Source organism: Pseudomonas sp. ANT_J28 (assembly GCF_008370005.1).
GTDB lineage: Bacteria > Pseudomonadota > Gammaproteobacteria > Pseudomonadales > Pseudomonadaceae > Aquipseudomonas > Aquipseudomonas frigoris.
Map to the genome: position 1 here is coordinate 17395 of NZ_VOBM01000003.1, position 14128 is coordinate 31522.

The window sequence follows — 14128 nt, forward strand, 5'->3', positions numbered from 1 at the left end:
AAGAGCTGGTCGCCGCAGTGCGTTTTGACGGGGCTGAAGCTGCGTAACTTGGCATCACCGGCGCACAAAGACGACCGGACCCACAATAACGAACTGCCGAGGAACCTGAGATGAAACGACTGATCAGCAGCTGTGTTCTTGCACTCAGCGGTACCGCTTTCCTGAGCGCCAGCGTCATGGCGGCCGAACCTGCCTCATGCCAGAACGTGCGCATGGGCGTCGTGAACTGGACCGATGTGATCGCCACCAGTGCCATGACCCAAGTCCTGCTCGATGGCCTCGGCTACAACACCAAACAAACCAGCGCTTCCCAGCAAATCATCTTCGCCGGGATCCGCGATCAGCGCCTGGATTTGTTCCTAGGCTACTGGAACCCGCTGATGACCCAGACCATCACGCCGTTCGTCGATGGCAAGCAGGTCAAAGTGCTTGAAGCGCCAAGCCTGAAAGACGCCCGCGCCACCCTCGCCGTACCGACTTACCTCGCCGACAAGGGCCTGAAAACCTTCGCTGACATCGCCAAGTTCGAGAAAGAACTGGGCGGCAAGATCTACGGCATCGAACCAGGTTCGGGAGCCAACACCCAGATCAAGGCGATGATTGCCAAGAACCAGTTTGGCCTCGGCAAGTTCCAGTTGGTCGAGTCCAGTGAAGCCGGGATGCTCGCGGCGGTGGATCGCGCCGTGCGCCGCAACGAGGCCGTGGTGTTCTTCGGCTGGGCGCCGCATCCGATGAACGTCAATGTGAAGATGACGTACCTCACCGGCAGCGACGACGCCCTGGGCCCGAACGAAGGCATGGCCACGGTCTGGACCGTCACCGCGCCGAAATACGCCGAGCAATGCCCGAACATCGGCAAATTGCTAAGCAACCTGACGTACTCCGCCGAAGACGAGAGCCGGATGATGCAGCCGCTGCTGGATCACAAGGACGCTTTCGAGTCGGCCAAACAATGGCTGAAAGATCACCCGCAAGACAAGCAACGCTGGCTCGAAGGCGTGACCACCTTCGATGGCAAACCCGCTGCTGAAAACCTGCAACTGACCACCAAATAAACCTGATTGAACCACCGACTCGCAGCCCGACCGGGCTGCGAACGGAATCATCACGCCTGCAAGGAACCCGCCTCATGAACCACGACGTCATCATCACCTGCGCACTCACCGGTGCTGGCGACACGACCAGCAAGAGCCCACACGTGCCGGTCACCCCGAAACAAATCGCCGCTGCCGCCGTGGAAGCCGCCAAGGCCGGCGCCACCGTAGTCCACTGCCACGTTCGTAACCCCGAAACCGGCAAATTCAGCCGTGATGTAGCCCTGTATCGCGAAGTGATGGAGCGCATCCGCGAGGCGGACGTCGACATCATCGTCAACCTCACCGCCGGCATGGGCGGCGACCTGGAAATCGGCGCTGGCGAGAACCCGATGGAGTTCGGCCCGAACACCGACCTGGTCGGCCCGCTGACCCGTCTGGCCCACGTTGAAGAGCTGCTGCCGGAAATCTGCACCCTCGATTGCGGCACCCTGAACTTCGGCGACGGCGACACTATTTACGTGTCCACCCCAGCCCAGCTGCGCGCTGGTGCCAAACGCATTCAAGAGCTGGGCGTGAAGGCCGAGCTGGAAATCTTCGATACCGGTCACCTGTGGTTCGCCAAGCAGATGATCAAGGAAGGGTTGCTCGACGACCCGTTGTTCCAACTGTGCCTGGGCATCCCGTGGGGCGCGCCGGCCGACACCACCACCATGAAGGCCATGGTCGACAACCTGCCTGCCAATGCGGTCTGGGCCGGTTTCGGCATCGGTCGCATGCAAATGCCGATGGCCGCGCAAGCGGTGCTGCTTGGTGGCAACGTGCGGGTCGGCCTGGAAGACAACATCTGGCTGGACAAAGGCGTACTGGCGACCAACGGCCAATTGGTCGAACGCGCCTCGGAAATCCTCAGCCGTCTCGGCGCCCGTGTTCTGACCCCGGCGGAAGGCCGGGCAAAAATGGGCCTGACCAAGCGCGGTTAACTGCTAACAACTCTTTCCAACTGTGGGAGCGGGCTTGCTCGCGAAGAGGCCGTTACATCCGACATCTCTGTCGACTGACACTCCGCTTTCGCGAGCAAGCCCGCTCCCACATTGGATCACCGAATTTTTTAGGACGTCGCCATGAGCTTTATCACTGATATCAAAACCTTCGCAGCCCTGGGCAGCGGTGTCATCGGCAGCGGTTGGGTGTCCCGCGCCCTCGCCCACGGCCTCGACGTTGTAGCCTGGGACCCGGCGCCCGGTGCCGAAGACGCGCTGCGCAAACGCGTCGCCAATGCTTGGGGCGCTTTGGAGAAACAGGGCCTTGCGCCAGGGGCATCGCAGGATCGGCTGCGCTTTGTCGCAACCATTGAAGAATGCGTTCGCGACGCGGATTTCATTCAGGAAAGCGCCCCTGAGCGTCTGGACCTGAAACTGGAACTGCACAGCAAAATCAGCGCAGCGGCCAAACCCAATGCCTTGATCGGTTCCAGTACTTCTGGCCTGTTGCCGAGCGAGTTCTACGAGAGTTCGACGCACCCGGAACGCTGCGTCGTCGGGCACCCGTTCAACCCGGTTTATCTGCTGCCGCTGGTGGAAGTGGTTGGCGGCAAAAACACCGCCCCGGAAGCGGTGCAAGCGGCGATTAAAGTCTACGAATCCTTGGGCATGCGTCCGCTGCATGTGCGCAAGGAAGTACCCGGTTTTATCGCCGACCGATTGCTCGAAGCGTTGTGGCGTGAGGCGCTGCACCTGGTCAACGACGGTGTGGCGACCACCGGTGAAATCGACGATGCGATCCGCTTTGGCGCGGGCCTGCGCTGGTCGTTCATGGGCACGTTCCTGACGTACACCCTGGCGGGGGGCGATGCGGGTATGAGGCACTTCATGGCGCAATTCGGACCGGCGTTGCAGTTGCCGTGGACCTATCTGCCAGCACCGGAACTGACCGACAAGTTGATCGATGATGTGGTGGATGGCACCAGCGATCAGTTGGGCACGCACAGCATTTCGGCGCTGGAGCGCTATCGTGATGATTGCTTGCTGGCGGTTTTGGAGGCGGTGAAGACCACCAAAGAGAAGCATGGGATGGCCTTCAGCGAATAGCCCGCCGCACTGATCGTTCCCACCCTCTGCATGGGAACGATCATACCGATCATGCCTGGAGAGAATCATGCCCACCCTCACCACCTACCAAACCAAAATCATCCCCGACTGGGTCGATTACAACGGCCACCTGCGCGACGCCTTCTACCTGCTCATCTTCAGCTACGCCACCGACGCGCTGATGGATCGTCTGGGCATGGACAGCAACAACCGCGAAGCCAGCGGCAACTCGCTGTTCACCCTCGAACTGCACCTCAATTACCTGCACGAAGTGAAGCTCGACGCCGACGTCGAAGTGCACACCCAAATCATCGGCCACGACCAAAAACGCCTGCACCTCTATCACAGCCTGCATTTAGTGGGTGATGACAAGGAACTGGCGGGCAATGAGCAAATGCTGCTGCACGTTGACCTTGCCGGACCGCGCTCCGCACCGTTCAGCGAAGACACTTTGGGCAAGCTGCAAGCCATCGTCGCCGAGCAAACCGACCTTCCCGCCCCCGACTACATTGGCCGAGTGATCGCGTTACCCCCTAAAAAATAACAAGGAGATCGCCATTGAACACCGCCGCCGCTTTTGCCGACTTCCGTACCTACCCGTTGATCAGCGCGTTGACCGCCGTACACGCCCTGGCGGACCGAATTCAAGTGAAGTGGGCCGATGACCGTGTCAGCCCCTTTCATCATCAGTGGCTGCGGGACAACTGCCCGTGCCCGCTGTGCGTCTACACCGTAACCCGCGAGCAAGTGCTGGAAATCGTCGACGTCGCCGAAAACCTGAAGCCCTCGGACGTCGGCGTTGATGCCGAAGGCTGCCTGCGTATCGACTGGCAGGACGGCCATCTTAGCCGCTTCGATCCTGGCTGGTTACGGGCCCACGCCTACGACGATGAGTCCCGCGCTGAACGCCGGGCCGCCAAGCCCAAAAGCCAGCTCTGGAACAGCGACCTGAAGCTGCCGGTGTTCGACTACCAGGCGTTGATGAACGACAACGACGCCTTGCTGCAATGGCTGCTGGCCGTGCGCGATATCGGCTTGACCCAGGTTCGCGGTGTACCCACCGAGCCGGGCTCGTTGAAGTTGATTGCCCAGCGGATTTCCTTCATCCGCGAGAGCAATTTTGGCGTGCTGTTCAACGTGCAATCCAAAGCCGATGCCGACAGCAATGCCTACACCGCTTTCAACCTGCCACTGCACAGCGACCTGCCAACCCGGGAGTTACAACCGGGGCTGCAATTTCTGCATTGCCTGGTGAATGACGCCGAGGGTGGCGAGAGTATTTTCGTCGACGGTTTTGCCATTGCCGAAGCCTTGCGCAATGAAGATCCCGAAGCGTTTAAAAGCCTTTGCGAAATCCCAGTGGAGTTCCGCAACAAAGACCGCCACAGCGACTACCGCTGTCTCGCGCCGGTCATCGCGCTGGATGCCTTTGGGCAGGTTTCGGAAATCCGCATGGCGAATTTTCTGCGTGGGCCGTTCGATGCGTCGGTCGAGCAGATGCCCGCTCTCTATCACGCCTACCGCCGCTTCATTACGATGACCCGGGAACCGCGATTCCGGGTGATGACGCGGCTAAACCCCGGCGAAATGTGGTGTTTCGACAACCGCCGCACCCTCCACGCCCGCAACGCCTTCGACCCCGCCACCGGCGCCCGGCATTTTCAGGGTTGCTATGTCGACCGTGATGAATTGTTGTCGCGCATCCTCGTCCTGCAGCGTTAAATCCCAGCCAAAAAAAACCCCGATCAAGCCGTGACAGGATCGGGGCAGAGGTGGGTACTGTTGAGGAGCCGTTGCGCGAGGGTGACCAAACCTTCGTGAAGCCAGCTGATCCCAGTGTGCCCACTCTCATCCTGTGCAAGTTAGCCGAAAACGACCTGTTCATAGGTATTGCGGCCATTGCGACAAATCGTCCTTGCCGCCACTCCGTACCCCTACGAGAATCGAGCCACGACACCGTTCCCTGAAGAAGGATTGCGTCATGATGCACGCCGATTTGATAGACCAGGAAGACCTGTTGGGCCAGCTCAAGGCGTTGGGATTTGCAGTGCCCCCTGGCGCAACCGCTGAGCAGGCCTGCGAATGCGCGGTACGAGGCTTGAACAACGAACGGGCAATGGAACTGCGGACCATGGTCAAGCAGATGTACACCAGCAGCGCGACCATCCTGCCGGCCGTGCGCCAGGCCATCGACAAGCAATTGCTGCCCGCGCTGGCGGAGTATCAGCAGAGCCGTAGCGCCTGATAAACCGCTTTCGCGAGCAAGCCCGCTTCCACATTTGACCGTATTCCCCCTGAGAGACTCGGTCGAATGTGGAAGCGGGCTTGCTCGCGAATGAAGGCGCCTCGGTTTAGAGCCTTACGCTGGCGAACGTCGACTCATTACGCGCCTGACTCAACGCCGACAACGGCCCGGACAACGGTGACAGCACCAACGCTTGCGGCAGCGGCATCATCGCCACTTGTTGCGTGGTGTTGGAACCTACGCGCTCGTCACGCGGCGGAATGCCGAAGTATTCGCGGTAGCACTTGGAGAAGTGCGGCGTAGACACGAAGCCACACACCGACGCCACTTCGATGATCGACATCGGCGTTTGCTTGAGCAGCTGCCGGGCGCGAATCAAGCGCAGTTTCAGGTAATAACGCGACGGCGAGCAGTGCAGGTACTTCTGGAACAAGCGCTCAAGTTGACGACGGGACACGGCGACATACACCGCCAGCTCGTCGAGGTCGATCGGCTCTTCCAGGTTGGCCTCCATCAGCGCGACGATTTCCTGCAACTTCGGCTGGTTGGTGCCGAGCATGTGCTTGAGCGGCACACGCTGGTGATCCTGCTCGTTGCGGATGCGCTCGTAGACGAACATTTCCGAGATCGCGGCCGACAGTTCACGCCCGTGATCGCGGCTGATCAGGTGCAGCATCATGTCCAGCGGCGCGGTGCCACCGGAGCTGGTGAAACGGTTACGGTCGAGGGTGAACAACCGGGTGCTCATGGCCACACGCGGAAACGCTTCCTGCATAGCGGCCAGGCATTCCCAGTGCACGCTGCAATCGAAACCGTCCAGCAAACCGGCGCAGGCCAGGGCCCAGCTACCGGTGCAGACCGCGCCCAGACGCTTGGACTGACGCGCCTGGCTTTGCAGCCATGACACGTGTTCGCGGGTAACAGTGCGTTGAATACCAATACCGCCACAGACAATGATGGTGTCCATGGGAGGCGCTTTGTGCATGGAGGCGTCAGGGGTGATCTGCAGACCGTCACTGGCCCAGACCTGACCACCGTCGACGGTCAGTGTGGTCCAGCGATACAGCTCGCGGCCGGACAGTTGGTTGGCCATGCGCAGGGGTTCTACTGCGGAGGCCAGAGAAATAAGCGTGAAATTGTCCAGCAGCAAAAAGCCGATGGATTGAGGCGCACGGTTCTGGGGTTGGGCCCCGGAGTTGAACGTCGTCATCGCGGTATCTCCTCACACAAAGCGGGTGATGGCCTCAGGCGGAGGCTCTTGTTATTGCCATCGTTCTCGCGTGGGAGACGGGCTTTGTAATGACAGAGCAATTGCCATGCCTAAAGTTGAATGGCCGTTCAATAACTCCTGAAAACGACGTCGCGCGGCGTCTATATAAGCCGCGCCGCGAGTGGGGGTTATAAGTGCCATTATCGGTGGGAGGCGCTCTGCCCCGTTGGGCGTGAGCAAATCGGTAGCACTTGTGGGAACAGGGCTACAGCGACCTGAGGGAGAGTGTCACCGCAAGCACAGGTGACAGGCGGTAATGGCCAACTTGGATCCCGGATCTCGGGCAAGTCGCTTATCTGTAAGCGACGCGCCAAAACGTGGCGCGTTTTGATTCCGGTGTTCACTAAGCGCGCAGTTTTGACTGGTCTGGCGCCTTCGCGAGCAAGCTCGCTCCCACACTGGATTTGTGAACGACACAGATCAAATAATGTGGGAGCGAGCTTGTTCGCGATGCAGGCGACGCGGTCTCAGCACTCAACCGCGCTAACCGCCAACCCACCCCGCGATGTCTCTTTGTATTTGTCATGCATGTCCGCACCAGTATCACGCATCGTGCGGATCACCCGATCCAGCGAGATAAAGTGCTGACCGTCGCCACGCAGCGCCATCTGCGCCGCGTTGATCGCCTTCACCGCGGCAATCGCATTGCGCTCGATGCACGGCACTTGTACCAACCCGCCCACCGGGTCGCAGGTCAGGCCGAGATTGTGTTCCAGGCCGATTTCCGCCGCGTTGCACAGCTGCTCCGGTGTGGCACCCAGAATCTCCGCCAGCCCGGCCGCCGCCATGGCGCAGGCCGAACCGACCTCGCCCTGGCAACCGACTTCGGCACCGGAAATCGAAGCGTTCTTCTTGCACAGAATCCCTACCGCCGCCGCACTGAGGAAATAGTCGACTACGTTGGCGTCAGTCACCACCTCGCTGAACTTCATAAAGTAGTGCAACACCGCCGGAATGATCCCCGCCGCGCCATTGGTCGGTGCCGTCACCATGCGCCCGCCAGCGGCGTTTTCTTCGTTGACCGCCAGGGCGAACAAGTTGACCCACTCCATGGCGCTCAAGGTCGAGCCGATCACATTGGGCTTGTTCAGTTCTTGCAGGCTGCGGTGCAGTTTGGCCGCGCGACGACGCACATTCAGGCCACCGGGCAAGATACCTTCGTGCTTGAGACCTTGTTCGACGCAATCCTGCATGGCCCGCCAAAGCTTCATCAGGCCGGCGCGGATTTCCTCTTCGCTGCGCCAGACCTTCTCGTTGGCCATCATCAATTCGGCGACGCGCAAGTTGTGCTGCTTACAGAGGCTGAGCAGCTCGGCGGCACTGGAAAAATCGTACGGCAACACCGTGCGGTCCAGGTCCACCACACCGCTGGAGGCTTGTGCTTCATCGACGACAAAACCGCCGCCGATGGAATAGTAGGTGTCGCGATGCAGCTCGCCGTCATCACCTTCGACGATCAGCGTCATGGCGTTGGGGTGGAACGGCAGGTTCTCGTCGATCAGGCGCATGTCCCGGGCCCAGATGAACGGGACCGACAAATGCCCGTCGAGCAACAGCGTGTGGGTTTCGCGCAGGGTTTCGATGCGAATGCCGATTTGCGATGGATCGATCGCGTCCGGCCACTCGCCCATCAGCCCCATAATCACTGCGTTGTCGCTGCCGTGACCGATGCCGGTGGCCGACAACGAACCATAAAGCTGAACTTCGACGCGCCTTACTTGTTCCAAAAGACCCTGCTCACGCAAACCTTGCACGAACAACGCGGCGGCCCGCATAGGCCCCACGGTGTGCGAACTGGAAGGGCCGATGCCGATTTTGAACAGGTCGAATACACTGATAGCCATTACTGCCGAACTCCTGGATGTGCCTACTCCAGACGCAAAAGCGCCCAGTGACGGAGCTGCTACGCTCAAGCTGCAATCCGCCGAGATGGCCGCATCATCAGCCTTTTGTCATGTCGTTCGACGTCTCACACCGACGCACTCATGCCCACCAACGCCGCGGGCCTTTGACGCTGCGTTTTCGCCGTTTTTTTGCGGATCAGAGGGGCAAAGAGGGCTGAAAAAAGCTGTAAACGACGTCACCGACACTGGATGCGACCATCCCTGTACTGGTTACGACGCCCCCTGTAGGCGTCAGATTTTCACTGGTACATGATCGTATCGACTCGATTGCAAGGCGCCGTGGTAGAGCTGTCTCCAAAACGCCATCCAACCGCAACCTATAAGTGCGGTGGTCCAGTCGGAACACTGCCAAAAAAAACACCAAGGAGTCCATCCATGAAAGGTTCCCCGTCGTTGTTGTTGGCCGCCATGCTGAGTCTGCCGCTTCTGGCTCACGCCGCAGAACCGGCTCAATGCAGCACCGTAAACTTCTCCGATGTCGGCTGGACCGACATCACCGCAACGACCGCCACCACCAGCGTCGTCCTCGACGCCCTCGGCTACAAGACCAAAACCACGATGATTTCCGTACCGGTGACCTACAAGTCCCTGGCCGACGGCAAGAACATGGACGTATTCCTGGGTAACTGGATGCCGACCATGGAAAACGACATCAAGGCTTATCGCGATGCCGGCACCGTGGACGTCGTGCGCACCAACCTCACAGGCGCCAAGTACACCCTCGCCGTACCTCAAGCGCTGTATGACAAAGGTCTTCACGACTTCGCTGACATTCCGAAATTCAAGAAAGAACTCGACGGCAAGATCTACGGCATCGAACCGGGTAACGATGGCAACCGTCTGATTCAGAGTATGATCGACAAGAACGCCTTCGGCTTGAAAGACGCCGGATTCAAGATCGTCGAGTCCAGCGAAGCGGGCATGCTGTCGCAAGTCGACCGCGCCCAGAAACGCGATACCGCCGTGGTGTTCCTCGGCTGGGCGCCCCACCCGATGAACAAGCGCTTCAAGATCCAATATCTCACTGGTGGTGACGATTACTTCGGCCCCGACTTCGGTGCCGCCACCGTGGCGACCAACACTCGAAAGGGTTATGCCCAGGAATGCAGCAACGTTGGCCAGTTGCTGAAAAACCTGGAATTCACCGTCGACATGGAAAGCTCGCTGATGGGCAACATCCTGGACGACAAAATGAAGCCTGACGCGGCCGCCAAGGCCTGGCTGAAAAAGAATCCACAGGTCCTCGATACCTGGCTCGCTGGCGTGACCACCATTGACGGTAAACCAGGCCTGGAGGCCGTGAAAGCCAAGCTCGCGCAGTAATCGCTTACGCCGGGCGAGTTCACTCGCCCGGGCTGTTTATTTCCTTGCATGCGGACGTTCACTACCATGCTGATTGATCAGAAAATACCTTTAGGCCAGTACATCGCGGGCTTCGTTGAATGGTTGACGCAACACGGCGCCAGCACCTTCGACGCAATCGCCGTGTCACTGGAAACGATGATCCACGGTGTGACTTTTGCGCTGACCTGGTTCAACCCGCTGGCATTGATCGGCCTCATCGCGCTACTGGCACACTTCATTCAACGAAAGTGGGGACTGACCGTTTTTGTCATCGCCTCCTTCCTGCTGATCCTCAATCTGGGGTACTGGCAGGAAACCATGGAAACCCTTGCCCAGGTGTTGTTCGCCACCCTGGTCTGCGTGGTCATCGGCGTGCCGTTGGGCATCGTCGCCGCGCACAAACCGATGTTCTACACACTGATGCGTCCGGTGCTCGATCTGATGCAGACCGTACCGACCTTCGTGTACCTCATTCCTACCCTGACCCTCTTCGGTCTGGGTGTGGTCCCGGGCTTGATTTCGACGGTAGTGTTCGCGATTGCCGCGCCTATCCGCCTGACCTACCTGGGCATTCGCGATGTTCCGCAGGAACTGATGGACGCCGGCAAAGCCTTCGGCTGCTCGCGCCGTCAACTGCTTTCACGGATTGAACTGCCCCACGCCATGCCAAGCATCGCGGCCGGTATTACCCAGTGCATCATGCTGTCGCTGTCGATGGTGGTGATCGCGGCACTGGTGGGCGCCGACGGCCTGGGCAAACCCGTGGTCAACGCACTGAACACTGCTGATATCGCCCTGGGCTTCGAAGCCGGCCTGGCGATCGTACTGCTGGCGATCATGCTCGACCGTATCTGCAAACAACCCGAAGCCAAAGTAGGGGGTGACGCATGAGCATTATTCGCTTCGAAGACGTCGACGTAATCTTCTCCAAAGACCCGCGCGAGGCCTTGAAACTCCTCGACCAGGGCATGACACGCGACCAGATCCTGAAAAAGACCGGGCAGATTGTTGGCGTTGAAAAGGCCAGCCTGGATGTCGAAAAAGGTGAAATCTGCGTGTTGATGGGCCTGTCCGGCTCCGGCAAGTCCAGCTTGCTGCGCTGCATCAACGGCCTCAACACCGTTAGCCGTGGCAAGTTGTTCGTCGAGCACGAAGGCAATCAGATCGACATCGCTTCCTGTACCCCGGCAGAACTCAAAATGATGCGCACCAAGCGCATTGCGATGGTGTTCCAGAAGTTCGCCCTGATGCCTTGGCTGACCGTTCGCGAGAACATCAGCTTCGGTCTGGAAATGCAGGGTCGTCCGGAGAAGGAACGCCGCAAACTGGTGGACGAGAAGCTTGAGCTGGTGGGCCTGACCCAGTGGCGCAACAAGAAGCCGGACGAGCTCTCCGGTGGTATGCAGCAACGTGTGGGCCTGGCCCGCGCGCTGGCGATGGACGCCGACATTCTGCTGATGGACGAACCGTTCTCGGCCCTTGACCCGCTGATCCGCCAAGGCCTGCAAGACGAACTGCTGGAACTGCAAAGCAGGCTGAACAAAACCATCGTGTTCGTGAGCCACGACCTCGATGAAGCCCTGAAGCTCGGCAGCCGTATCGCAATCATGAAAGACGGCCGCATTGTTCAGTACAGCGTGCCGGAAGAGATCGTGTTGAACCCTGCGGACGATTACGTGCGGACCTTCGTGGCCCACACCAACCCGCTGAACGTACTGTGCGGTCGCAGCCTGATGCGCACCCTCGACAACTGCAAACGCATCAACGGTTCGGTGTGCCTCGATCCGGGCGGCGATTCGTGGCTGGACCTGGCGGAGGGCAACACCATCAAGGGCGCTCGTCAGAACGGCGCGAGTCTGGATCTGCAGAACTGGGTGCCGGGTCAAGCGGTTGAAGGGTTGGGTCGTCGGCCAACGGTAGTGGATTCGAACATCGGCATGCGCGAAGCGCTGCAGATTCGATATCAGACGGGTAATAAGCTGGTGCTGCACGACAACAACAAGGTGGTCGGGATTCTCGGTGACAGTGAGCTGTATCACGCACTGCTCGGCAAGAACCTGGGTTAAAGCAATACACACAAAAACGCCGCGAGAGGATCGCGGCGTTTTTGTTTATCGGGACATCGGGTAATGCGGCGTCGAAGCTGATGGCCCCTTCGCGAGCAAGCCCGCTCCCACATTGGATTTGTGAACGACTCAGATCAAATGTGGGAGCGGGCTTGCTCGCGAAGAACACGACGCGGTGCTTCAGATCGAAACACCGCGTCCTATCAAGTTTTAGCTATAGACCCGGCCAAGGAGCTGCCGATGGCTTTCAAACTGATCGAGCACGTCACGGGTGATCTGATCCGAAGTGAAGCCCATCAAGTCGTAGTCCTGGCTGCCGTTGTGCAGGTACACCTCGGCTCGGTAGTAACGTGCACGCGGTTCATCAGCACTTTCAGCCGACACCGTGTCGCTCGCCGCTGCCAGATAGCCGTCCAGGCTTACTTCGTAGACAAAAGGGTTGCCCTCTTCCATCTCGATCCGCAGGCCCATGCAACGCTTGGCCTTGCCCAGCAACGCTTGCACGTCCAGACCCTTGCCACGCAATTGCACCACGGCCTCTTCCAGCGCCGGGCTGACTTGCTTGTCCATGAAGCGCTGAACAATCGACTGGTTTGGCTGCAAGTCCAGCTGAGTCAAACGCTCGCTAAAACCACGACGCCCCCGCGCAGCCAGCTCCGCTTGCTCCTGTTCGATCTGCACGTCCTGGCGCATGGCCTTGTGCAGGCCGAACATGAAGAACACCAGCACCACCGAGAACGGCAGACCGGCCAGCACCACCATGGTTTGCATGGCTTCGAAGTTACCGGCGAACAGCAGGCCGATGGTCACCAGCGTGATCACCGCCGACCAGAAGATCCGCAGCCAGTGCGGGGCGTCTTCGTCGACGTTACCGCCCTTGCACGAAAGGTTGGCCATCATCACCGCGCCGGAATCCGCCGGGGTCAGGAACAGCACGAAACCGACAAAGATCGACACGCCGATCACAATCTTCGACGCCGGGTAATGCTCCAGCAACTGGTAAATCGCCATCGACGGCTGTTCCAACGCCGTCTTTCCGAGCTCCACCGCACCATGGTTCATCACCAGGTCCAGGGCCGAGTTACCGAAAATCGACAACCACGCCAAGGTGAAGCCCAGTGGAATCAGCAACACGCCGGCCACCAGTTCACGCACCGTGCGACCACGGGAAATACGCGCGATGAACATGCCGACGAATGGGGCCCAGGAAATCCACCAGGCCCAATAGAACACGGTCCACAGACCCAACCAGCGGTCGGACTTCTCACTGTCGCCTTCGTACACATAGAGGTCGAAAGTCTTCAGCACCACGCCGTTCAGGTAGTCGCCGATGTTTTGCACGAAGCCGTTAAGCAGGTGCAGGGTCGGGCCGAACAGCAGCACAAAAATCAGCAGGCCGCTGAACAGCACAATGTTCAGGTTGGACAGACGGCGGATGCCGTTTTCCACGCCGGACACGGCAGCGATAGTCGCCACGGTGCTCATCACGATGATCACGATCAGCAGATTGGTATTGCTGTGTTCCATGCCGAACAGGTTTTCAAGCCCCGACGACACTTGCAACGAACCAATCCCCAGGTTGGTCACCAGCCCCAGCAGGGTCACGAACATGCCGAAGCCGTCCACCGCGTGACCAGCCGCGCCTTTGACCCAACGCTCGCCCACCAGCGGATACAGCGCCGAACGCAACGCCAGCGGCTGGTTATGACGGTAAGCAAAGTACGCCACGGCCAGGCCGACCAATGCGTAGATCGCCCAGCCATGCAGGCCCCAGTGCAGGAACGTCAGCTGAACCGCCTGACGGGCGGCAAGGTTGCTGGCGGCCACGCCTTCTGGCGGGTTGAAGTAGTGGTCCAGCGGCTCGGAGGCACCGAAGTACAACAGCGAAATACCGATACCCGACGAGAACAGCATCCCCGCCCAGGCGCCGTAGCTGAAGTCCGGGGTGTCGTCTTTGCTGCCCAGTTTGAGCTTGCCGTAGGACGAAAACGCCAAGCCGACGACGAATACCAAATAGGCGGCGATCACCACCATGTAGTACCAGCCGAAGCTGCGGGACAACCAGGCCTGGGCAATACCGAGCAATCTGCCAGCCTCTTGCGGGGCGATAATCAGAATGGCGGTCAACAACAGGATCAACGCGGTAGAGGTGTAGAACACCCAACCGTTGACCGT

General features: G+C 59.6%; 12 protein-coding genes. 9 read left to right on the forward strand and 3 right to left on the reverse strand.

What is annotated here, in order from left to right; all coding sequences use genetic code 11:
- Positions 1-110: 110 nt before the first annotated feature.
- From choX to FQ187_RS02275, 6 genes are all read left to right on the forward strand, one after another.
- Complete coding sequence (gene choX / locus FQ187_RS02245; protein WP_149628246.1) at positions 111-1055, forward strand: choline ABC transporter substrate-binding protein; 945 nt, start codon at positions 111-113, stop codon at positions 1053-1055.
- Positions 1056-1129: 74 nt separating this feature from the next.
- On the forward strand, positions 1130-2017 hold the full coding sequence (locus FQ187_RS02250) for a 3-keto-5-aminohexanoate cleavage protein (RefSeq protein ID WP_140674841.1): 888 nt from the start codon (positions 1130-1132) through the stop codon (positions 2015-2017).
- 141 nt (positions 2018-2158) lie between these two features.
- Positions 2159-3124: an L-carnitine dehydrogenase gene (locus FQ187_RS02255; protein WP_149628247.1), complete on the forward strand. Its 966-nt coding sequence runs from the start codon at positions 2159-2161 to the stop codon at positions 3122-3124.
- A gap of 67 nt (positions 3125-3191) precedes the next feature.
- The gene (locus FQ187_RS02260; protein WP_149628248.1) at positions 3192-3668 is read left to right on the forward strand and encodes a thioesterase family protein; all 477 of its coding nucleotides are present in this window, start codon (positions 3192-3194) and stop codon (positions 3666-3668) included.
- A gap of 14 nt (positions 3669-3682) precedes the next feature.
- On the forward strand, positions 3683-4846 hold the full coding sequence (locus FQ187_RS02265; RefSeq protein ID WP_149628249.1) for a gamma-butyrobetaine dioxygenase: 1164 nt from the start codon (positions 3683-3685) through the stop codon (positions 4844-4846).
- A 259-nt stretch (positions 4847-5105) separates the two neighbouring features.
- Positions 5106-5369, forward strand: coding sequence for a hypothetical protein (locus tag FQ187_RS02275; RefSeq protein ID WP_123368586.1), 264 nt, complete (start codon positions 5106-5108; stop codon positions 5367-5369).
- 106 nt (positions 5370-5475) lie between these two features.
- On the opposite strand, the gene FQ187_RS02280 is transcribed toward FQ187_RS02275, so the two are convergent.
- Together FQ187_RS02280 and FQ187_RS02285 are read right to left on the reverse strand one after the other, a co-directional pair.
- The gene (locus FQ187_RS02280; protein ID WP_123368585.1) at positions 5476-6579 is read right to left on the reverse strand and encodes a GlxA family transcriptional regulator; all 1104 of its coding nucleotides are present in this window, start codon (positions 6577-6579) and stop codon (positions 5476-5478) included.
- Positions 6580-7106: 527 nt separating this feature from the next.
- Positions 7107-8483: an L-serine ammonia-lyase gene (locus FQ187_RS02285; RefSeq protein ID WP_149628250.1), complete on the reverse strand. Its 1377-nt coding sequence runs from the start codon at positions 8481-8483 to the stop codon at positions 7107-7109.
- A gap of 435 nt (positions 8484-8918) precedes the next feature.
- Here FQ187_RS02285 and FQ187_RS02290 point away from each other — a divergent pair, with 435 nt between their 5' ends.
- The 3 genes from FQ187_RS02290 to choV all read left to right on the forward strand — a co-directional run bounded on the left by FQ187_RS02290 (position 8919) and on the right by choV (position 11953).
- Positions 8919-9866: a choline ABC transporter substrate-binding protein gene (locus tag FQ187_RS02290; protein ID WP_129440474.1), complete on the forward strand. Its 948-nt coding sequence runs from the start codon at positions 8919-8921 to the stop codon at positions 9864-9866.
- A gap of 66 nt (positions 9867-9932) precedes the next feature.
- Positions 9933-10778, forward strand: coding sequence for a choline ABC transporter permease subunit (gene choW / locus FQ187_RS02295; protein WP_129440472.1), 846 nt, complete (start codon positions 9933-9935; stop codon positions 10776-10778).
- Complete coding sequence (choV, locus tag FQ187_RS02300; protein ID WP_149628251.1) at positions 10775-11953, forward strand: choline ABC transporter ATP-binding protein; 1179 nt, start codon at positions 10775-10777, stop codon at positions 11951-11953. Before choW ends, choV begins: the two co-directional genes overlap by 4 nt.
- Before the next feature lie 210 nt (positions 11954-12163).
- Here choV and FQ187_RS02305 read toward each other — a convergent pair whose 3' ends face one another.
- Complete coding sequence (locus FQ187_RS02305; protein WP_256667267.1) at positions 12164-14113, reverse strand: BCCT family transporter; 1950 nt, start codon at positions 14111-14113, stop codon at positions 12164-12166.
- Between the last annotated feature and the right edge of the window lie 15 nt (positions 14114-14128).